The sequence below is a fragment of the Hydrogenophaga atypica genome, from assembly GCF_042665215.1.
Taxonomy (GTDB): Bacteria; Pseudomonadota; Gammaproteobacteria; order Burkholderiales; family Burkholderiaceae_C; genus Hydrogenophaga; species Hydrogenophaga defluvii_A.
In genome coordinates this window covers 37,612-56,335 of record NZ_JBHTCA010000011.1, presented here as the reverse complement: position 1 = coordinate 56,335, position 18,724 = coordinate 37,612, and the positions used below count along the sequence as shown (strand labels likewise).

At 64.1% G+C, this 18,724-nt stretch carries 19 protein-coding genes and 1 pseudogene; 14 read left to right on the top strand and 6 right to left on the bottom strand.

Annotated features, from left to right (window positions below; translation table 11 throughout):
* The first annotated feature begins 78 nt into the window (after positions 1 to 78).
* Complete coding sequence (locus ACFQPB_RS14470; RefSeq protein ID WP_382224609.1) at positions 79 to 681, top strand: hypothetical protein; 603 nt, start codon at positions 79 to 81, stop codon at positions 679 to 681.
* On the opposite strand, the gene ACFQPB_RS14465 is transcribed toward ACFQPB_RS14470, so the two are convergent.
* A complete protein-coding gene (locus ACFQPB_RS14465) occupies positions 682 to 2,319 on the bottom strand; it encodes an aminotransferase class III-fold pyridoxal phosphate-dependent enzyme (protein WP_382224607.1) in 1,638 nt (545 codons plus the stop codon).
* Between the two features lie 59 nt (positions 2,320 to 2,378).
* On the opposite strand from ACFQPB_RS14465, the pseudogene ACFQPB_RS14460 reads away from it, so the two are divergent.
* From ACFQPB_RS14460 to ACFQPB_RS14410, 11 genes and pseudogenes are all read left to right on the top strand, one after another.
* A pseudogene (locus ACFQPB_RS14460) lies at positions 2,379 to 2,714 on the top strand (phosphatidylserine decarboxylase); the annotation flags it as partial.
* A gap of 64 nt (positions 2,715 to 2,778) precedes the next feature.
* On the top strand, positions 2,779 to 3,351 hold the full coding sequence (locus tag ACFQPB_RS14455) for a phosphatidylserine decarboxylase (protein ID WP_382224604.1): 573 nt from the start codon (positions 2,779 to 2,781) through the stop codon (positions 3,349 to 3,351).
* Between the two features lie 181 nt (positions 3,352 to 3,532).
* On the top strand, positions 3,533 to 5,308 hold the full coding sequence (locus ACFQPB_RS14450; protein ID WP_382224601.1) for a methyl-accepting chemotaxis protein: 1,776 nt from the start codon (positions 3,533 to 3,535) through the stop codon (positions 5,306 to 5,308).
* 50 nt (positions 5,309 to 5,358) lie between these two features.
* Positions 5,359 to 6,042: a TetR/AcrR family transcriptional regulator gene (locus ACFQPB_RS14445; protein WP_382224598.1), complete on the top strand. Its 684-nt coding sequence runs from the start codon at positions 5,359 to 5,361 to the stop codon at positions 6,040 to 6,042.
* 92 nt (positions 6,043 to 6,134) lie between these two features.
* Complete coding sequence (locus ACFQPB_RS14440) at positions 6,135 to 6,668, top strand: TRAP transporter small permease (protein ID WP_382224595.1); 534 nt, start codon at positions 6,135 to 6,137, stop codon at positions 6,666 to 6,668.
* Positions 6,669 to 6,693: 25 nt separating this feature from the next.
* Entirely contained in the window at positions 6,694 to 7,974 is a 1,281-nt protein-coding gene (locus ACFQPB_RS14435) for a TRAP transporter large permease subunit (RefSeq protein ID WP_382224592.1), read from the top strand.
* A 44-nt stretch (positions 7,975 to 8,018) separates the two neighbouring features.
* Positions 8,019 to 9,017: a TRAP transporter substrate-binding protein gene (locus ACFQPB_RS14430; protein ID WP_382224589.1), complete on the top strand. Its 999-nt coding sequence runs from the start codon at positions 8,019 to 8,021 to the stop codon at positions 9,015 to 9,017.
* A gap of 7 nt (positions 9,018 to 9,024) precedes the next feature.
* On the top strand, positions 9,025 to 9,477 hold the full coding sequence (aroQ, locus tag ACFQPB_RS14425; RefSeq protein WP_382224586.1) for a type II 3-dehydroquinate dehydratase: 453 nt from the start codon (positions 9,025 to 9,027) through the stop codon (positions 9,475 to 9,477).
* Positions 9,478 to 9,495: 18 nt separating this feature from the next.
* Positions 9,496 to 10,329 (top strand): shikimate dehydrogenase family protein, encoded by an 834-nt coding sequence (locus ACFQPB_RS14420; protein WP_382224584.1) that lies wholly within the window; start codon positions 9,496 to 9,498, stop codon positions 10,327 to 10,329.
* Between the two features lie 9 nt (positions 10,330 to 10,338).
* Entirely contained in the window at positions 10,339 to 11,265 is a 927-nt protein-coding gene (locus ACFQPB_RS14415; RefSeq protein WP_382224581.1) for a VOC family protein, read from the top strand.
* Positions 11,266 to 11,268: 3 nt separating this feature from the next.
* The gene (locus ACFQPB_RS14410; protein WP_382224578.1) at positions 11,269 to 12,171 is read left to right on the top strand and encodes a sugar phosphate isomerase/epimerase family protein; all 903 of its coding nucleotides are present in this window, start codon (positions 11,269 to 11,271) and stop codon (positions 12,169 to 12,171) included.
* Between the two features lie 20 nt (positions 12,172 to 12,191).
* Here the strand turns inward: ACFQPB_RS14410 and ACFQPB_RS14405 are convergent, their stop codons facing one another.
* The 5 genes from ACFQPB_RS14405 to ACFQPB_RS14385 all read right to left on the bottom strand — a co-directional run bounded on the left by ACFQPB_RS14405 (position 12,192) and on the right by ACFQPB_RS14385 (position 16,455).
* On the bottom strand, positions 12,192 to 12,524 hold the full coding sequence (locus ACFQPB_RS14405) for a hypothetical protein (protein WP_382224575.1): 333 nt from the start codon (positions 12,522 to 12,524) through the stop codon (positions 12,192 to 12,194).
* Positions 12,525 to 12,676: 152 nt separating this feature from the next.
* A complete protein-coding gene (locus ACFQPB_RS14400; protein WP_382224572.1) occupies positions 12,677 to 13,870 on the bottom strand; it encodes a branched-chain amino acid ABC transporter substrate-binding protein in 1,194 nt (397 codons plus the stop codon).
* A gap of 131 nt (positions 13,871 to 14,001) precedes the next feature.
* Positions 14,002 to 14,463, bottom strand: coding sequence for a hypothetical protein (locus ACFQPB_RS14395; RefSeq protein WP_382224569.1), 462 nt, complete (start codon positions 14,461 to 14,463; stop codon positions 14,002 to 14,004).
* Positions 14,460 to 14,903 (bottom strand): DNA polymerase III subunit chi, encoded by a 444-nt coding sequence (locus tag ACFQPB_RS14390; RefSeq protein WP_382224566.1) that lies wholly within the window; start codon positions 14,901 to 14,903, stop codon positions 14,460 to 14,462. The genes ACFQPB_RS14395 and ACFQPB_RS14390 overlap by 4 nt, the downstream gene beginning before the upstream one ends.
* 13 nt (positions 14,904 to 14,916) lie before the next feature.
* Entirely contained in the window at positions 14,917 to 16,455 is a 1,539-nt protein-coding gene (locus tag ACFQPB_RS14385; protein WP_382224563.1) for a leucyl aminopeptidase, read from the bottom strand.
* 26 nt (positions 16,456 to 16,481) lie between these two features.
* Here ACFQPB_RS14385 and lptF point away from each other — a divergent pair, with 26 nt between their 5' ends.
* Both lptF and lptG read left to right on the top strand, forming a co-directional pair.
* Positions 16,482 to 17,612: an LPS export ABC transporter permease LptF gene (lptF, locus tag ACFQPB_RS14380; RefSeq protein WP_382202906.1), complete on the top strand. Its 1,131-nt coding sequence runs from the start codon at positions 16,482 to 16,484 to the stop codon at positions 17,610 to 17,612.
* Complete coding sequence (gene lptG, locus ACFQPB_RS14375; protein WP_382224560.1) at positions 17,609 to 18,724, top strand: LPS export ABC transporter permease LptG; 1,116 nt, start codon at positions 17,609 to 17,611, stop codon at positions 18,722 to 18,724. The genes lptF and lptG overlap by 4 nt, the downstream gene beginning before the upstream one ends.

Here is an 18,724-nt window from a genome sequence, read left to right as displayed (position 1 = left end):
CTGTCACCGCGTTTTCACGTGGCGCGGCCAACATGCGCCGCAGGGCAACCTTGGCCCACATCTCTGCACAGGAAACGCATGAACACCTTCATCCAGACCCTTGAGGCACAGCGTTGGGACGACCACCGCTACTACCACCACAGCCGCATCAACCAGAGCCTGCACCTGCTCAGCGCCATGGGCTTCCTGGTGGCCTACGCGCTCCTGTTCAAAGACCCGGCGCTGGCCGCGCTGGTGGCGTGGTTGGTGTCCATGGTCAGCCGCCAGGCTGGGCATTTCTTTTTCGAACCCAAGGGCTACGACCACATCAACCAGGCCACGCACGAACACAAGGAGGCCATCAAGGTGGGTTACAACCTGCAGCGCAAGGTGGTGCTGATGGCCATCTGGGCAGGCTCACCCTTGTTGCTGGTGTGGCAACCCGAGCTGTTCGGTCTGCTCGACGCCCACAGTAACTGGCAAGCGCTGGCGCGCAACGTGGGCTGGATGTGGCTGTGGGTGGGCGTGGGCGGGTTGTTGTTCCGCGTGGTGCAGCTGTGGGCACAGCAAGACCTCATGACCGGCCTGGTGTGGGCCACCAAAATCCTCACCGATCCGTTTCACGACATCAAGCTCTACCACCGCGCGCCGATACACCTGCTGCGCGGGGAGCTGATGGACCCGGGCCCCCACAAAAGCTGATCAGCGTGCGCGCCACATCTCCCTCAGGATCTGGCGGCCAAAGTCCCTGCCCGTCTTGCCCTCTGGCACGCTCCACCAGCCATCCGCTCTCATTTGCTGGCAGGCCAGCACAAACCGGCGCTGGATGTCGGCCATGTCGCCATCGGTGTGCGCCAGGGTGAACACCAGCCGCCCGGTGCCCACCCAGCTCAGTGCCAGGCCTTGTTCGCGCAGGTAGAACTGCAGCATCCAGTGGTAGCGCGAAGGCGCGGTGAAGTTCACCGTCCAGATGCTGGACAAGCCGGCCACACGCACGGGCACATCGGCCAGCTGCAGGCCATGGTTGAACTGGTCGAGGCGGCACTGCCAACGTTCATCCAGGCCGTCGTACAAGGCACGCACTTCGTCGCTGTCGAGCCGGCGCAGAAACGCGTTCATGGCGCCCATCACATAGGGGTGAGCGTTGAAGGTGCCACGGGCGAAGCAGATGTCGGCCGGACGCTCGGGGCGGAAACGCTGCATCCACGCGGCCCGCCCACACACCACGCCCACGGGCAGGCCACCGCCCAGCGTCTTGCCGTAGGTGACGAAATCGGCTTGCACGCCGTAATAAGCCTGGGCACCGCCTGGGGCCAACCGAAAACCCACGAACACCTCGTCGAAGATGAGCGCAATGCCACGTTCGGTGCAGACGGCGCGCAGGCGCTGTAACCACTGCGCGTAGGCCTCGCGTGTGGCCGGCAAGCTGGTGCGTCCGCCCACCAGCGAGGCGTCGCCGGGCGCGTTGTGGTTGGGGTGCAAGGCTTGCAGCGGGTTGACCAGCACACAGGCGATGTCGCGCCGGCTGCGCAGCACCTGCAGGCTGCGTTCGTCCATGTCCTTCAACGTGAAAGTGTGGTCAGGGGGCATGGGGTTGCCGGGGCCGGGCTGAACGTCGTCCCACCAGCCGTGGTAAGCGCCACAAAACCGCACCAGGCGCTTGCGGCCTGTGTGGTAGCGGGCCAGGCGCACGGCCTGCATCATCGCTTCGGTGCCCGACATGTGAAAGCTCACCGCGTCCATGCCAGAAAGCGCCTTGAGCCGCCCCACGTTGTCGGCCACACAGGGGTGGTAACCACCCAGCACCGGCCCCAGTGTGGCGCCCAAAGCCGCGCCTTCGGCCATGGTGGCCTTGTAAAAATCCACACCCAACAGGTTCACGCCGTAGGCGCCGGTGAGGTCGTGGAAACGGTTGCCGTCGAGGTCGCTCAAGCCCACACCGGACGCCTGGGCCCAGAAGGCGGGCAAGGGGAGGTGCTGGCGCACCAGATCGCTGAACTGAAAAGGCACGCGGTAGCGGCCGGTGAACTGCAGGTCGGGCAAGCCTTCGCGTGCCTGGGCGGTGAGCGCCAGGCCAAGCGGCGCCATCGCCTGCAAGGTGGCGCTGAGTCGGAAAAACCCCGCGCGGCGCTGCGCCGCCACGCTGGCAGACGCACCGTCGGCATCAAAAAAGCGCGCTTCGCCAAAGCTGTAGCCCGGCACCCAGCTCGCCAGCCGCTTGGCCAGGCGCGCATGCCCGGCCAGCGAGCGGTGTTTGGCGCGCGAGAGTTGCACCCGCTGGTGCACAAAAGGCAGCGCGGCGGCCAGGGCGGCGGCGGACAAAACCCATTCGGTGGTCATCTGACACATGCCTGCAAAGTGAAGGTGTGACAGTTGTAGGCAACGGCTTTGACAGAACCATGAACAAACCCACCTGGCGCGAAAAAATCCTGCTGCAGGAAGACCTCAATTTCCTGCTCACCAACCGGGTGCCCCGCATCGCGCTGACACGTTTCATGGGCTGGTTCAGCCGCATTCAAAGCCCCAGGCTCACGCGCCTGTCCATCGCCGTCTGGCGGCTGTTCACCCCGCTGGACCTGAGCGACGCGCGCCAGCAGCGGTTTGACAGCCTGCACGCTTGCTTCACGCGCGAGCTCAAGCCAGGCGCCCGCGCCTTTGATCAGCGGCGCGACGTGATCTGCTCGCCCAGCGATGCCGTCGTGGGCGCCTGTGGCGTGGTGGACGGCGCCGACATCTTGCAGGCCAAGGGCTTCCCCTACCCGGTGCGCGAGCTGCTGCAAAGCGAGGCACTGGCACACCATGCAAGATGGCCGCTACGTGACGTTGCGCCTTACCTCCGCCATGTACCACCGCTTCCACGCGCCCCACGACCTGGTGGTGGACCGCGTGACCTACCTCAGCGGCGACACCTGGAACGTCAACCCCATTGCCCTCAAGCGGGTGCAAAAACTGTTCTGCAAAAACGAGCGCGCCGTCATCGAAACACGCTTAAGTGCCTTCGGTGGCGCCCCTCTGGTGCTGGTGCCAGTTGCCGCCATTCTGGTGGCCAGCATCCGCCTGCATTGCCTGAACGTGTTGTTGCACTTGCGCTGGCCTGGCCCCAGCGTGATGACCTGCAGCGCGCCACACGCCAAAGGGCAGGAAATGGGCTGGTTCGAACACGGCTCGACCATCATCGTTTTTGTGCCCTACGGCTTCGATCTGGTCACGGGACTGGCGCATGGGGCACGGCTGCGGGCGGGCGAGGCACTGTTTGAACGTGACACGTTGCCGCCATGCAACCCAGCCAGGGAGCCTATCGCGCGTTCTGCCCATTTTTTGAGCACCCCCCGCCAAGCCAGCAACGGCGCGGCCCCGCCGACTTGTTCATGAGGTTTTCCACAAGCTTGGGCACGGTGGGTGGGGACAAACCCTGAACTGTTGTACCGGGACACCAAGCGAGTGGCCGGGTGGGTTTCAGCTTGACGCGTTTTGAAAACTTTTTTCAAATTTCAGTGGTCGGACACGCATCTTTGTGAAAACATGTGAGCTCCATTCGCATCCCACGACGACCATGAATTTGTCTCAGTTCCGCATTGCCACCAAACTGGTGGTGGGTTTCATCATCGTGGCGCTGATTGGCGCGGCGCTCGGCCTGTACGCCATCGGCAACATGAAACAGCTCGATGATGCAGATACCTATTTGTACGAAAAGAAAACCCTGGGCATATCGCTGATCAAGGAGGCCAACCTCCAGCGCTACGCGGGCGTGGTGGGCCTGCGCGATGCGTTGCTGGCCACAAACCCGGGCGACCGCGACAGCGCCATCAAGCGCTTGGAAGCCGCACGCGCCAAAAGTGTCGAGTTGTTGGAGCAAGCCAAGCAGCGGCTGGACGCCCCTTCCGAGAAGGCCGTGTTGGCCAAGGTAGAAAGTGCCTGGAAAGCCGATGCGGAGGCGTTGGCCGGTTTGGTCAAGTTGTTACCTCAGTCTGAAATCCAGCCCGACACCCCCGTGCTGCAGTTCCTGCGCAGCAGTGTGGTGCAACCCAGCATTGCGTTGGGCGGCGCCATGTCCGAACTGAGCCAATTGGCGGAGCAGGATGCGGCCAAAGTGGCCGCCAACAACACCGCACTGTACGAACAAAGCCGCAACATCACCCTGTTGCTCATCTTGGTGGGCGTGGTGGTGGGCGTGGGTCTGGGCGTGGTGATCAGCCGCAGCGTGACGAAGCCCGTGCAACAAGCGGTGGACAGTGCCACCCGCATGAGCCAGGGGGACATGTCGGTGCCCATGACGTCACAGGGGCAGGACGAGGTGGCCCAGTTGCTGCGGGCGCTGGAGAACATGCGCGGCCAGTTCGGCCAAATCGTCAACCGCATCCGTCAGGGCTCGGAAAGTGTGTCCACCGCCAGCAGCGAAATCGCCGAGGGCAACCAGGACCTGAGCGCACGCACCGAAAGCCAGGCCAGCGCGCTGGAGGAAACCGCCGCGTCGATGGAGGAACTCAGCTCCACCGTGCGCCAGAACGCCGACAACGCCCGCCAGGCCAACCAGCTGGCCCAAAGCGCCTCCACCGTGGCGGTGCAAGGTGGCCAGGTGGTCAGCCAGGTGGTGGACACCATGAAGGGCATCAACGACAGCTCGCGCAAGATCGCCGACATCATCAGCGTCATCGATGGCATCGCCTTCCAGACCAACATCCTGGCGCTCAACGCCGCCGTGGAAGCGGCGCGCGCAGGCGAACAAGGCCGGGGTTTTGCGGTGGTGGCCGGCGAGGTGCGCAACCTGGCGCAGCGCAGCGCGGCTGCCGCCAAAGAGATCAAGGACCTGATCACCGACAGCGTAGGCCGGGTGGAGCAAGGCAGCGCCCTCGTGGACAAGGCCGGCACCACCATGGAAGAGGTGGTGGGCAGCATCCGCCGTGTGACCGACATCATGGGCGAGATCAGCGCGGCCAGCGCCGAGCAGAGCGCGGGTGTGGGCCAGATCGGCGAGGCCGTGCAGCAGATGGACCAGGCCACGCAGCAAAACGCGGCGCTGGTGGAAGAGATGGCAGCGGCGGCCAGCAGCCTGCGCAGCCAGGCGTCGGACCTGGTGCAGGCGGTGGCGGTGTTCAAGCTGTCGGCCAGCGACACGGGCCACCGCGCCAGTGCGCCTGCGCCAACCCCGATGCAGGCCTTGCACAAACCCCGGCCCGTGAGCAAACCCGCCGCCCCTGCGGCGGCCCCACGCCCTGCCGCGTTGAAAAAGCCCACGCCAGCCCCCAGCGCAGCTCGCCTTCCGTCATCGACCAAGGCGGTGGCCGCACCCAAAGCAGCCGCCGACGGCGGCGATTGGGAATCGTTCTGAGCGCTGTGGCAGTGCGCTGAGCCCCGGAATGGCTGGCCTATACTGGCCGCATGAACGAAACGGTACGTTCCGAGCACGCCGGAACCAGCAAAAAGAAGGGTTCTGCCAAAGAGCCCACGCGCACCAACGACCCCGCACGCACCACCGCCAACATTCTGGAAGTGGCCATCGCGGAGTTTTCGCTCAAAGGGCTGGCCGGGGCCCGCATCGACGAGATTGCGGCCGAGACCCACACCAGCAAGCGCATGATTTACTACTACTTCGGGAGCAAGGAAGGCCTTTACCTGGCCGCGCTCGAAGAATCGTACCGACGCGTGCGTGAAACCGAAAGCGGCCTGCACCTAGACGATCTGGCGCCGGTGGCGGCGCTGCAGCGGCTGGTGGAGTTCACCTTCGACCACCACCACGGCAACGAAAACTACGTGCGTCTGGTGATGGCCGAAAACATCAACCATGGCCAGTTCCTGGCACAGAGCCAAAGTATCCAGGCGCTCAACGTCCCCGCCATTTCGGCCATCGAGCGCCTCTACCGGCGTGGTCTGGAGGACGGCATTTTCCGCCCCGGCCTGGACCCCATCGACATCCACGCCTCCATCTCGGCGCTGTGTTTTTTCAATGTCTCCAACCGCTACACCTTCGGCTTGATTTTCAAGCGGAACATGGGCGCACCCGACGTGCTCGCCCAACGCAAACGCACCATCGTCGACATGGTGCTGCGCTTCGTGAAGGTCTGAGTCACTCCGCTTCTCCACTCAAGGGAAAACCCTAGTTACACAGAAACTAACCAGTTCGTACATTAACGCCACCTCGTTGACTGGAGTTGCGAATGGTTCAGAAACTGATCACGGCCTACTGCCGCTCCTTGTCGGTGCTGATGGTGGTGTGCCTGGCCCTGATGGTGGTCATGGTGTTTGGCAACGTGGTCATGCGCTACGGCTTCAATTCGGGCCTCACGCTGTCGGAAGAGCTGTCACGCTGGCTTTTTGTGTGGATGACTTTCCTGGGCGCGGTGGTGGCGCTCAACGAGCGTGGTCACCTGGGCACCGACTCGCTGATCGCTCGCCTGCCCGAGGCCGGCCAGAAGATTTGCCTGGGCCTGAGCCTGCTGGCCATGCTGTGGATCTGCTGGTTGATATTTGACGGCGCGTGGGCGCAGGTGAAGATCAACTGGGACACCACCAGCGCGGTGATGGAAGTGTCCATGGCGTGGTTCTACGCCAGCGGCATGGCCTTTGCGGTGCTGGGCGCGCCGGTACTGCTGCTCATGCTGATGCGCCTGCTCACCGGCCGCATGTCAGGCCACGAACTGGTTGGGGTGCGGGAAAACGAAGACATGCCCCACGGGAACCCCCAGCCCTGAGCCCAGCGCCGAGCGAGACAAACCCATGACGATTGCAATATTCCTAGGGGCCCTGCTGGCCGCCATGGCCGTGGGCGTGCCCATCGCCTTCTCACTGTTGCTCAGCGGCGCCGCATTGATGTGGCACCTCGACATGTTCGACGCGCAAATCCTGGCACAGAACGTGATCGAGGGTGCCAACAGTTTTCCGCTGTTGGCTGTGCCCTTTTTCATGCTGGCCGGCGAGATCATGAACGCCGGTGGCCTGTCGCGGCGCATCGTGGTGTTTGCCATGACCATGGTCGGCCACGTTCGCGGCGGCCTGGGTTATGTGGCCATCATGGCGGCGGTCATCATGGCTGCGCTGTCGGGGTCGGCGGTGGCCGACGCGGCTGCCCTCTCCGCGCTGCTGCTGCCCATGATGGTGCGAGCCGGCCATGACAAGGCACGCTCCGCAGGCCTGCTGGCATCGGCCAGCATCATCGCGCCCATCATCCCGCCCAGCATCGGTTTTGTGATCTTCGGCGTCGCCGCCAACGTGTCCATTTCCAAGCTGTTCCTTGCCGGCATCGCGCCGGGCGTTCTGCTGGGCATGGCGCTGTGCTTCACCTGGTGGTGGGTGGCGCGCCGCGAAGCCGTGACCCCGCCACCGCGCAAACATACCGCCGAGGTGGTGGCTGCGCTGAAGGACGCGGTGTTTGCCCTGGGCCTGCCCATCATCGTGGTGGTTGGTTTGAAGTTTGGCGTGTTCACACCCACCGAAGCAGCCGTGGTGGCCGCCGTGTACGCCCTGCTGATCTCGGTGTTCGTGTACCGCGAGCTCAAGCTCAACCAGCTCTACGGTTTGTTCCTGGCAGCGGCCAAAACCACGGCCGTCATCATGTTCCTGGTGGCGGCGGCCATGGTGTCGGCCTGGCTCATCACGGTGGCGCAACTACCGGCCCAGCTGGTGGCTCTGCTGGAGCCGCTGCTGGAGCACCCGCGCCTGTTGATGGCGGCCATCATGCTGCTGGTCATCGTTGTGGGCACGGCCATGGACATGACCCCCACCATCCTCATCCTCACGCCGGTGCTCATGCCCATCGTCAAGGCCGCTGGCATCGACCCGGTGTACTTCGGCGTGCTGTTCATCATGAACAACGCCATCGGTCTCATCACCCCGCCGGTGGGCACGGTGCTCAACACCGTGGCGGGTGTGGGCAAGGTCAGCATGGACGACGTCACCAAAGGCGTGTGGCCCTTCATGCTGGCGCAGTTCGCGCTCATGTTCCTGATGGTGCTGTTCCCGCAACTGGTCATCTGGCCTGCGCGGTGGCTGGCCGGCTGAACTTCTCCCCTCGCTTTTTACTGTCCAACAACCCAGGAGACACCATGAAACGTTTGATCCTCAAGACCCTCGTCGCGGCCGCAGCCGTGGCCGCCTTCGGCGCCGCCCAGGCCCAAGACAAGACCATCAAGTTCGCCACCCAGAACCCCAAGGGGCACCCCATCGTGATGGGCCTGGAGAAGTTCGCGGAAATCGTGCAGACCAAATCGGGCGGCAAGATCAAGGTCAACCTCTTCCCCGGTGGCACGCTGGGCGGCGACCAGGCCAACGTCTCGGCCCTACAGGGTGGTTCGCTGGAAATGGTGTCGCTGAACTCGGGCATCCTGGCCAGCCAGGTGAAGGAATTCGCGGTCTACGACCTGCCCTTCATGTTCGCCAACAGCAAGGAAGCTGACGCCGTGGTGGACGGCTCCTTTGGCAAGAAGCTGCACGACAAGCTGCAGGACAAAGGCATGGTGGGCCTGGCCTACTACGAGCTGGGCTTTCGCAACATCACCAACAGCAAGCGCCCCATCACCAAGGTGGAAGACATTGAGGGCCTGAAGCTGCGCGTGATTCCCAACCCCATCAACGTGGACTGGGTCAAGGCCTTGGGCGCCAACCCCACCCCCCTGCCCTTCCCCGAGGTCTACGCGGCGCTGGAGCAGAAGGCGATTGACGGGCAGGAAAACCCCATCACCGTCATCAACGCCAACAAGTTCCACGAAGTGCAGAAGCACATGGTGCTGAGCAACCACCAGTACAACCCACAGTCGGTGATCATCAGCAAGAAGTTCTGGGACGGCCTGAACGCCGAGCAGAAAAAAATCATCAGCGAAGCGGCCATCGAATCGGCCAAGTACCAGCGCGAGCAGGCACGCAGCCAGGTGGCGTCGGCACTGGACAACATGAAGAAAGCCGGCCTGCAAGTGACCGAGTTGCCCTCGGCCGAGCAGGGCAAGCTGCGCGACAAGCTGCGCCCGGTGGTGGCCAAGTACGCCGTGAACGCAGGCCAGGACACCGTCAAGGAACTGCAGGACGAACTCGCCAAGGTGCGCAAGTAAGGCGGAGATGGCAGTGAAAGTTCTCGTCCTGCACGGCATCAACCTCAACATGTTCGGCAAGCGCGATCCGGTGCAGTACGGCACCACCACGCTGGCCGAAATCAACGACCACCTGGCCACGCTGGGGGCCGAGTTGGGCGTGGAGGTCGAGACCTTTCAAAGCAACTGCGAAGGCAGCCTGTGCGAACGCATCCACCGGGCACATGGCGCGCCGGTGGACGCGGTGCTCATCAACGCCGGCGCCTGGACCCACTACAGCTACGGCATACGCGACGCGTTGGCGATCCTCCACTGCCCCATCGTGGAGCTGCACATGTCCAACGTGCACGCCCGCGAGCCCTTCAGGCACCAGTCGGTGTTTGCTGATGTGGTGATCGGGCAGATCGCGGGTTTTGGCGCCGACAGCTATGCACTGGCCTTGCGCGCGGCCGTGCAGCACGTGCGCGCCCGCAGCGACTGATTTCCCATCGAGACCGCCATGATCAACGGCCACACCGAACTCATCGCCCACATTGGCTACCCGACGCACAGCTTCAAGTCGCCGATGATCTACAACCCCTACTTCGAGCACACCGGCATCAACGCGGTGGTGGTACCCATGGGTTGCCAGACGCCGGACTACCCGTCCTTCCTGAAGTCGGTGTTTTCGCTCACCAACATCCGGGGCGCGCTCATCACCATGCCACACAAGGTGGTGACGGTGGGCCTGCTCGACGAGGTGACCGCCACGGTGAAAGTGGCCGGCGCCTGCAACGCCGTCAAACGCCTGCCCGACGGCCGTCTGGTGGGCGACATGTTCGACGGGGCAGGTTTTGTGCGCGGCGTGCTGCGCAAGGGCCAACCCATCCAGGGCGCGCGTGCGCTGGTGGTGGGCAGCGGCGGCGTGGGCTGCGCCATCGCGGCCTCGCTGGCCGGCGCGGGCGTGGGCGCGATCACGCTGTACGACGTGCATGCGCCATCCGCCGGAGCGCTGGCACAGCGCATACGCACCGAATACCCCGCCATCGCGGTGTCCACCGGCAGCAACGACCCCGCCGGCATGGACCTGGTGATCAACGCCACGCCCATGGGCATGAACGAAGGCGACCCACTGCCGCTGGACGTGTCGCGCCTGGACGCGAGCACCTTTGTGGGCGAGGTGGTGATGCGCACCGAAATGACCGCCTTCCTCACCGCTGCAAAGGCGCGCGGCTGTCGTGTGCAGGTCGGCTCGGACATGCTGTTCGAGCAGATTCCCGCCTACCTGGAATTTTTTGACCTGCCCACGAGCAGCGCCGACGAACTGCGCGCGCTGGCCCGGCTGGCTGACTAGGAGCCCTCCATGAGCGACTTACTGACCAAGCCCGAACCCACACGCGAGCCCCTGCAGGCCTCGTTCAGCGACGCCGCCAACCCGGTGGGCCTGGACGGCCTGGAATTCATCGAATACGCCACAGCGAAGCCACAGGCGCTGGGCCAGGTGCTGGAGATGATGGGTTTTCGGCCCATCGCGCGCCACCGCGCGCGCGAGGTGTTGCTGTACCGCCAAGGCGGTCTCAACATCATCGTCAACGCGCATCCCATGGACGCACTGGCCGCCAGCCACGGCAGCGACGTGCCGGTGATTTCCGCCGTCGCCCTGCGCGTGCGCGATGCCCGCGCCGCTTTCGAATACGTGCTGGAGCGCGGCGCCTGGGACGTGCCCTCGCACGCGGGCGTGATGGAGCTGCACATCCCCGCCATCCACGGTGCGGGCGGCAGCCGCATCTACTTCGTTGACCGCTACAAGCACTTCAGCATCTACGACGTCGATTTTGTGCCCATCCCCACAGTGGACCAGCACCCGCCGGCCACCGCCGGCATCCATTTCTTCGGCATCGTGCAATACATAGGGCCGCAGCGCAGCTACGACTGGATCGAGTTCTATACCGAACTGTTCGGCACCACGCTGATTCCCGACGAGGAACGGTTCGGCATCATGCCCAAGGGCAAGTTGTTGCGCACACCGGCACTGAGCGCCTCGCAGCGTTTCATGCTGCAGTTGGTGGAGCCCGACCCCAATGTGTACGACGCGCAGGAGCGCCTGCAACGCATTGGCCTGGGCGTGCCCGACGTAGCGGCCGCCGTGGCCGCGCTGCGCGCCCTGGGCGTGGAATTCGTGGAAACCGAAGCCGCTCACACCGACCGCCGTGGCGCCATCTCCAAAACCTACCTCGGGTCGGTGGTGTTCGAGCTGGTGCACAGCGAACCCAGCGCGCAGGAGGCCTGAACCATGGCCAGCAGCGAGCGCAGCCACCAGGCCATCTCGGCCTTCGGCATGGACACCATCACCCTGGCCGGCCCGCTGGAGGCCAAGCTCGACGCCATGAAAAGCGCTGGCTTCAGCCAGGTGATGCTCAAGGCCAACGACCTCGTGGGCCACCCCAACGGCTGGCAGGCAGCGGTGAAGGCCGTGCGCGACAGCGGCCTGCGTGGCACCGGCTTTCAGGTGCTGCGCGACTTTGAAGGCCTCTCGGGCCACCTGCACCAGTACAAGGTGGACATCGCCAAGGCCATGCTGGAGATGTGCGCCGCCCTGGGCTGCGACGTGCTGCTGGCCTGTTCATCGACCTCGAAACACGCCAGCGAAGACCTCGACCACCTGGCGCGTGACCTGCGCAAGCTGGCCATGCTGGCCATTCCCTACGGCATACGCATCGCCTATGAGGGCTTGTCCTGGGGGCGCACGGTCAACGAATTCACCACCGCCTGGGACGTGATCACCCGCGCCGACTGCCCCAACCTCGGTTTGGGCCTGGATTCCTTCCACCTGTTCGCCGCCGAGACGGCGCTGGAGGAAATCGACTACCTGCAGCCGGACAAAATTTTCCTGGTGCAGCTGGCCGACTTCATGTGGCAGGAAACCAAAACCTTTGAAGAACGTATGAGCACCGCACGCACCTTCCGCGTGTTCCCCGGCGAAGGCGTGCACAGCAAACAGCTGGTGCAACTGGTGCTCAAGCTCGACGCGCTGGGCTACCGGGGGGATTACAGCTTTGAGGTCTTCAACGACGATTACGTGCAGATGCCCCTGCCCATGGTGGCGCAACGCGCACGGCGTTCGGCCCAATGGTTGGCCGACGATGTGCTGCGCCTGTCGGTGCCGCTGCCGAATCAAATGCGGCTGCGCGGCTGAACCAACCCTTTCAACGGAACCTACTTGAACTTGTAGTGGTCGCGGTTGATGACGGCGGCCACGGCATTGACCTCTTCGGGAAAGAGGCCCAGGTTGAGGGTGGAGTTGCATTGCTCCACCATGCCGCGCAGAAAACCCGCCGTGTTGATGCGACCCTGCGGCTTGTAGATGGCGCTGCCATCGCCCCCCACCTTGGTGGCATGGCAGGCGGCGCACTTGTGTTCGGCAATGAGTTTTTCACCCAAGGCGATGTCGGCGTCTTTGAAAATGGCCGGTGTTTGTGCGCTCACCGAGCCACAAAAACCAGCGGCCAACACCAATGCCGGCAATGACGTGAGAACTTTCAAAGACATGCGTTCACCTTTCTGATGGGTTACCGGGGTGGGTATGTGCAAAGATACCGCAGGCGTGCCCAAGGTCAATGGGAAGATGCCCTGCCCCACAAACTAGGCACAAAAAAAAGCGCCGGACAACGCCGGCGCTTTCAGAGCGGTATGTGAACCGATCAGCGGATCACGGACAAGGTGGTGCGGGCACCGGCCTTGTAGGTCATCAGCGTCAGGGCGCCGTTCTTGATGTCGCCCTTTTCGTCAAAGGCAATGGCGCCAGTGACGCCCTTGTAGTTGGTCTGCTTCAGAGCTTCCAGGTACTTGGCCGGATCGGCCGAGTTGGCGCGGACCATGGCATCGGCCATGACCTTGGTGGCGTCGTACACGTAGGGGGCGTACACCTGCACGTCGGCGTTGAACTTGGCCTTGAAGTCGGCGCGGAACTTGTCCATGCCTGCCTTCTCTTCGCCTTCCACACCACCGGCTTCGGCACAGTAGACCATGTCGTCGGCCATGGCGTCGCCAGCCAGCTTGGGCAGCTCGGAGGAGCAAATGCCGTCGCCACCCATGAACTTGGCCTTGATGCCCAGTTGCTTCATCTGGCGCAGCATCGGACCGGCCACGGCGTCCATGCCACCGAAGAACACGACGTCGGGCTTCTTGGCCTTGAGCGTGGTCAGGATGGCGTTGAAGTCGGTGGCTTTGTCGTTGGTGAACTCACGGCCCACCACCTTGCCGCCGGCAGCGGTCACACCCTTTTCAAACTCGTCGGCCACACCCTGGCCATACGCGGTGCGGTCGTCGATCACAGCCACGGTCTTGGCCTTGAGGCTTTCCACCGCGTACTTGCCCAGGGTGCCGCCCAGGTGCACGTCGTCAGCCACCACGCGGAACACGCCTTTGTAGCCCTGGCGAGTGTACTTGGGGTTGGTGGCGGAGGGGGAAATCTGGGGAATGCCGGCCGCGTCGTAAATCTGCGAAGCGGGGATGGTGGTGCCAGAGTTCAGGTGACCGATCACGCCGTTGACCTTGGCGTCCACCAGCTTGGTGGCAGCGGCGGTGCCTTGCTTCGGATCGCCTGCGTCGTCTTCAGCCAGCAGTTCGAACTTGGCCACTTTGCCGTCGATCTTGAGGCCAGCGGCATTCAGTTCGTCGATGGCCATGCGGGCGCCGTTTTCGTTGTCCTTACCCAGGTGGGCGATGGCGCCGCTGGTGGGGCCGACGTGACCGATTTTGATGGTCACCGACTCGGGTGCGGGTGCTGCTGCAGGAGCGGCTGCGGGTGCAGGTGCAGGCGCTTCTTCTTTTTTGCCGCAAGCGGCCAGAATCACGGCCGCAGAAATCACGGCCAATTTCATCTTCATTTGCATAGTTACCCTTGTGAATGGAAGGACGACAAAGACATTGTTGAGCGGAGCTATTTTTTCTCCACACCCATAAAGATACCCCAAATTTGACCTTCGAATGACGCTCAACCCCCATTCGGTTGAGGCTTCAAGGGTTAGCCCGGATCAATATCAGCAGCACTCATGGCTGAAAAGCCACGTTGCGGCTCGCCGGGAGAATGTGCCTCGGTCGCGGGAAAGGACGCTCGAACTGCCGCGTGCACCATGTGAGGCAATTCACTGCGAAGCTGTTGCGACACACCGTCGGTCAGACGCGCCACCACATCGGCCGCTTGGCGCTGAAGCAGCGCGGGCAAGTGTTGTTCCAGTTGCAGCAGCACACGCTGCGTGATCAGGTCGGCCCAGGCGTCAAGTGTGTCGGCCGTTGGTGGTGGCAGCGCCACGACAGGATCGCCTGCCACCGGCGGCACCCCATAGGACGGCGGTTGCTCGAAAGGCGCATCGACCAGGGGCGCTGGCATGGCCAGCGCAGCCACCAGCCCCTCAGGCAGGTCCACCACCTCGGTGAGCGTGGGCACAAAACGCGGTGGCGTGCGGGGATCTTGGGGGCCGTTCATGTGGGTTGTGCGGCTGCCAGGTCGTGCCGAACCAACTGGTGCCCCTGTCCGGCGTAGAGGCGCCAGCGTTGGCGCGCACCCTGCCGGTCCGTCTCGTCCTGTGTCACCACCTCGATGATGCGCTGCCCCGGCGGCGCCGCCAGCCATGCCTCGGGCACGTGCGGCAGCAGGTTGACCCAGATGGTGCCGGTGGGGGCCGCCACACTTTCGTCTGCCAGCACCACGGGCGAGCGTGCCAGCACATGGGCCGGCGCGTGGTGTGTGGCGTGCGGCAAAAACTCCTCGGCCGCAAAGGTCCACAAGGCCATGTCCAGTGCGTGCAACGCAGCGGCGTCCACGGCAACATGGGCACGTTGCCCGCTGCGCCACACCTTGCGCAACAGGCGGCAGGTGTAGGCGGTGCGCTCCGGCACGTTGAAATGGAAGGCAACCTCGGCCATGGGCTGCAAACGTTCAAGCCGCGCGCTTGACGGGTGCTTTGACCGTTGTTTTCACTGGCGCCTTGCGCGGGGCCTTGGCTGCCGGCGTGGCTGCGGGTTGGGCAAGCTGTGCAACGTCCGCCAGGTACTGCATCAGCAGCCCCACAGGGCGACCGGTGGCACCCTTGGCGGCGCCGCCTTTCCAAGCGGTGCCAGCGATGTCGAGGTGTGCCCACGGCGCTTCACCCACAAACTTCTGCAGGAACTTGGCGGCGGTGATGGCACCCGCCGGCCGCCCGCCCACGTTGCCCATGTCGGCGAAGTTGGACTTCAGGCCCTCTGCGTACTCGTCGTCCAACGGCAGCCGCCAGCACGGATCGAGAGCGGCCTCTCCAGCCTGGGTCAGGGCGGTGGCCAGGGCGTCGTCCGTCGCGAACAAGCCACTGCGCACCCCACCCAGCGCGATCACGCAGGCGCCGGTGAGGGTGGCGATGTCGATCACGGCGCGGGGCTTGAATCGCTGGGCGTAGGTCAGCGCGTCGCACAGAATGAGGCGACCTTCGGCATCGGTGTTGAGTATTTCGATGGTCTGCCCGCTCATGCTGGTGACCACATCCCCCGGCTTGACCGCTCGGCCATCGGGCATGTTTTCGCAACTGGGAATGAGACCCACCACGTTGATGGCCGGCTGCGCTTCGGCCAGTGCGGCGAACACGCCCAACACGCTGGCGGCGCCGCCCATGTCGAATTTCATCTCGTCCATTTCGGGCGCCGGCTTGAGCGAAATGCCCCCCGTGTCGAAGGTGATGCCTTTGCCCACCAGCACCACCGGTGCCTGCGTTTTGGCCGCGCCGTTGTAGTGCATCACGATGAAACGCAGCGGCTCCTCCGAACCCTGGGCCACGGCCATGAAGGCCCCCATGCCCAGCTTGGCCACCTCGCGCGGGCCCAGCACCTCGGTTTTGATGCGCGGCGCCTTGCCCAGCTTGCGCGCCACATCGGCCAGGTGGGTGGGTGTGGCGTGGTTGCCGGGCCGGTTGGCCCACTCCTTGGCCAACTCGACACCTTTGGCGACAGCACAAGCCTGCTTGAACTCGGCCTGTGACTGGGCACTGCTGGCCACGCCCACCACCAGTTGCTGCAGGGTGCGGCCCGTGGCCTTGGACTTGGTGGTGGTGTAGACGTAGCTGCTGTCTGCGGCAGCGGCCAACGCGGCCTGCAGTGCCCCTGCCCTGGCTGGCAAGGCCGCCAGGCACAACACCACCTTTTTGATGCCGGGCGCCTTGAGCGAACCCATGGCCGCAGCAACGGCCTTGCGTACACTGGCCGGAGCGCCGTCTGTGGCATGAACCAGCACCAGCCGCGCCGCCTTGACCACCGACAGCCCGTGGCTGCTCCACATCTTGGCCAAACCGCGCTCCCAGTGGGCACCTGAGGCTTCACGCAACACCAGCTCGCCCAAGGCGCCTTCGCCGGCGCCGGCCACCGGCTGCTCCGGCCACAGCACCACCAGGGCATCACAGGGCGTCGCAGCGGCCTGCAACAGCGTCAAGGTCTTGAGTTCAAAGTTCATAATTGGGCACCGTTCGATATTCCACGATGTTATTTCATTCTTCCATTCGCAAGGAGCTGGCGCGCAGTTTCGGCGCCACCCTGGTGGTCTTGTTCACCATCGTCATCACCATGCTGCTGATCCGCACGCTGGGGCTGGCGTCCAAAGGCAGCGTCAACCCCGAAGAGGTGATGGTGGTGCTGGGCTACACGGTGGTGGGCCGGCTGCCCACCATCCTGACCATCGCGCTGTTCATTGCCATCGTCTCCACGCTGTCGCGCATGCACAGCGACAGCGAAATGGTCATCTGGTACAGCGGTGGGCGCGGCCTGATCGGGTTCCTGTCGCCGGTGTTCCGCTTTGCCTGGCCAGTGCTGCTGGCCGTGGGCGTGTTGGTGATGGTGGTGTGGCCTTGGGCCAACGAACAAATCGCCCTGTTGCGCGACCGCTTTGAACAGCGCAGCGACCTGCAACGGGTGGCCCCGGGCCAGTTCCAGTCCTCGTCGGACGGGCGAAGGGTGTTTTTCATCGACAAGGACAGCGCGAGCACCTCTGACGGGCGCAACGTGTTCATCTCCAACCAGGAAGCCGATGGCAGCCAGAGCATCACCTCGGCGCGTTCGGGCCGCGTGGAATGGGTGGATGGGCGGCAGATGTTGCTGCTCAACAGCGGCCAGCGCCTGGACATTCCGCCACCAGGTGCCAACGCACCGGTGCGGGTGAGCGAGTTCGAGGAATACGGCATTCAGATCGGCGACGGCCACCCACTCATCGGGGCGGACAGAGGCGTCAAATCCATGCCAACCTGGACGCTGCTGGACGAGCCCAGCCGGGCCCGCCTCGGTGAACTCGTGTGGCGCATCGGCATGGTGATCACGGCCATCAACTTTGTGCTGATCGCCGTCAGTGTGTCGTCCGCCAATCCGCGTGCCGGGCGCGGTGGCAACCTCGCCTTTGTCCTGTTTGCCTTTGTTGTTTACTACAACCTGCTCAACCTGAGCCAGAGCTGGATGGTCAGCGGACGCCTGGGTTTCTGGCAGGTCATGTTGGGGTTGCACGGCTCGGTGCTGGTGTTGTCGCTGGCCTGGCTGCTCAAACGGCACCACAACTGGACCTGGCGCGACGTGCTGCCTGCACCCAGGCGCAGCCCGACCAGCACCTCGGAGGCCGCCACATGAGCACGATTCGCCGCCTGATCTATGGCGAAATCTTCACCGCCGTGGCCTATGTGTTGCTGGCGTTCCTGTCGCTGTTCTTCTTTTTCGACGTGGTGGACGAGCTGCCCTCGCTCGGCAGGCCATCGGCCCTGGGCGACGGCGCCACCTACGAACTGCGCCATGCGTTGCTGTATGTGCTGCTGCTGCTGCCCAACCGCGTGTACGAGTTGCTGCCCATCGCGGTGCTCATCGGCGCGGTGTTTGTGATGGCGCGGCTGGCACAAAGCTCTGAATTCACCATCCTGCGCACCAGCGGGCTGGGGCCGTGGCGGGCGCTGCGCTCGCTGCTGGGCCTGGGCCTGGTGTTTGTGCTCCTCACCTTCGCCGTGGGCGACTACCTGGCGCCGCTGTCAGACCGCAGTGCACAGGTGCTCAAGGCGCGCTTCCAGGGCGGCCTTCAGCTGGGGCAAAACGGTGCCTGGCTCAAGGAACGGCAGAACTACAGCAGCTATTCGGTCAATGTGGGGTCACTCACCGCGCTGGGCGCCATCGGCAACGTGCGCATTTACGAAATGGACAACCGAGGCTTTCTGGTGTCGGCCCTGCAGGCCGAATCGGGCCAGATCGGGGACGACGGTGCCTGGCACCTCAAGCAGGTCACACGCCGCGAGTTCAACACCGGCGCTGATGCGTTGTCGCTGATCCAGGAAAGCCTGGCCGAGTACCGCTGGCCCACCGACCTGAGCACGGAAATGGTGTCGGTGGCCCTGCTCAACCCCGACCGCATGCGCACCTCCGACCTGTATGCCTACATCCAGCACCTCGAATCCAACGGCCAGACCGCGCAGAAACACGAGATCGAGTTCTGGCGCAAGGTGTTTTACCCATTGAGCTGCCTGGTGATGGTGGTGCTGGCCCTGCCTTTTGCCTACCTGCACTTTCGCTCGGGCGGCATCGCCGGCTACGTCTTCGGCGGCGTCATGACCGGCATCAGTTTTTTCCTGCTCAACAACGTGTTCGGCTACATCGGCAACCTCAACCAGTGGCAACCCTGGCTGGCGGCGGCCGCGCCGGCCATGATTTATTCGCTCATGTCGCTGGGCGCCTTTGGTTGGCTGGTGCTCAAACGATGA

Excerpts from the sequence above, each read along its gene's own strand:
- ACFQPB_RS14470 (WP_382224609.1), top strand. The coding sequence starts at position 79 with ATGAACACCTTCATCCAGACCCTTGAGGCACAGCGTTGGGACGACCAC.
- ACFQPB_RS14465 (WP_382224607.1), bottom strand. The coding sequence starts at position 2,319 with ATGACCACCGAATGGGTTTTGTCCGCCGCCGCCCTGGCCGCCGCGCTG.
- ACFQPB_RS14455 (WP_382224604.1), top strand. The coding sequence starts at position 2,779 with ATGCAAGATGGCCGCTACGTGACGTTGCGCCTTACCTCCGCCATGTAC.
- ACFQPB_RS14450 (WP_382224601.1), top strand. The coding sequence starts at position 3,533 with ATGAATTTGTCTCAGTTCCGCATTGCCACCAAACTGGTGGTGGGTTTC.
- ACFQPB_RS14445 (WP_382224598.1), top strand. The coding sequence starts at position 5,359 with ATGAACGAAACGGTACGTTCCGAGCACGCCGGAACCAGCAAAAAGAAG.
- ACFQPB_RS14440 (WP_382224595.1), top strand. The coding sequence starts at position 6,135 with ATGGTTCAGAAACTGATCACGGCCTACTGCCGCTCCTTGTCGGTGCTG.
- ACFQPB_RS14435 (WP_382224592.1), top strand. The coding sequence starts at position 6,694 with ATGACGATTGCAATATTCCTAGGGGCCCTGCTGGCCGCCATGGCCGTG.
- ACFQPB_RS14430 (WP_382224589.1), top strand. The coding sequence starts at position 8,019 with ATGAAACGTTTGATCCTCAAGACCCTCGTCGCGGCCGCAGCCGTGGCC.
- aroQ (WP_382224586.1), top strand. The coding sequence starts at position 9,025 with ATGGCAGTGAAAGTTCTCGTCCTGCACGGCATCAACCTCAACATGTTC.
- ACFQPB_RS14420 (WP_382224584.1), top strand. The coding sequence starts at position 9,496 with ATGATCAACGGCCACACCGAACTCATCGCCCACATTGGCTACCCGACG.
- ACFQPB_RS14415 (WP_382224581.1), top strand. The coding sequence starts at position 10,339 with ATGAGCGACTTACTGACCAAGCCCGAACCCACACGCGAGCCCCTGCAG.
- ACFQPB_RS14410 (WP_382224578.1), top strand. The coding sequence starts at position 11,269 with ATGGCCAGCAGCGAGCGCAGCCACCAGGCCATCTCGGCCTTCGGCATG.
- ACFQPB_RS14405 (WP_382224575.1), bottom strand. The coding sequence starts at position 12,524 with ATGTCTTTGAAAGTTCTCACGTCATTGCCGGCATTGGTGTTGGCCGCT.
- ACFQPB_RS14400 (WP_382224572.1), bottom strand. The coding sequence starts at position 13,870 with ATGCAAATGAAGATGAAATTGGCCGTGATTTCTGCGGCCGTGATTCTG.
- ACFQPB_RS14395 (WP_382224569.1), bottom strand. The coding sequence starts at position 14,463 with ATGAACGGCCCCCAAGATCCCCGCACGCCACCGCGTTTTGTGCCCACG.
- ACFQPB_RS14390 (WP_382224566.1), bottom strand. The coding sequence starts at position 14,903 with ATGGCCGAGGTTGCCTTCCATTTCAACGTGCCGGAGCGCACCGCCTAC.
- ACFQPB_RS14385 (WP_382224563.1), bottom strand. The coding sequence starts at position 16,455 with ATGAACTTTGAACTCAAGACCTTGACGCTGTTGCAGGCCGCTGCGACG.
- lptF (WP_382202906.1), top strand. The coding sequence starts at position 16,482 with ATGTTATTTCATTCTTCCATTCGCAAGGAGCTGGCGCGCAGTTTCGGC.
- lptG (WP_382224560.1), top strand. The coding sequence starts at position 17,609 with ATGAGCACGATTCGCCGCCTGATCTATGGCGAAATCTTCACCGCCGTG.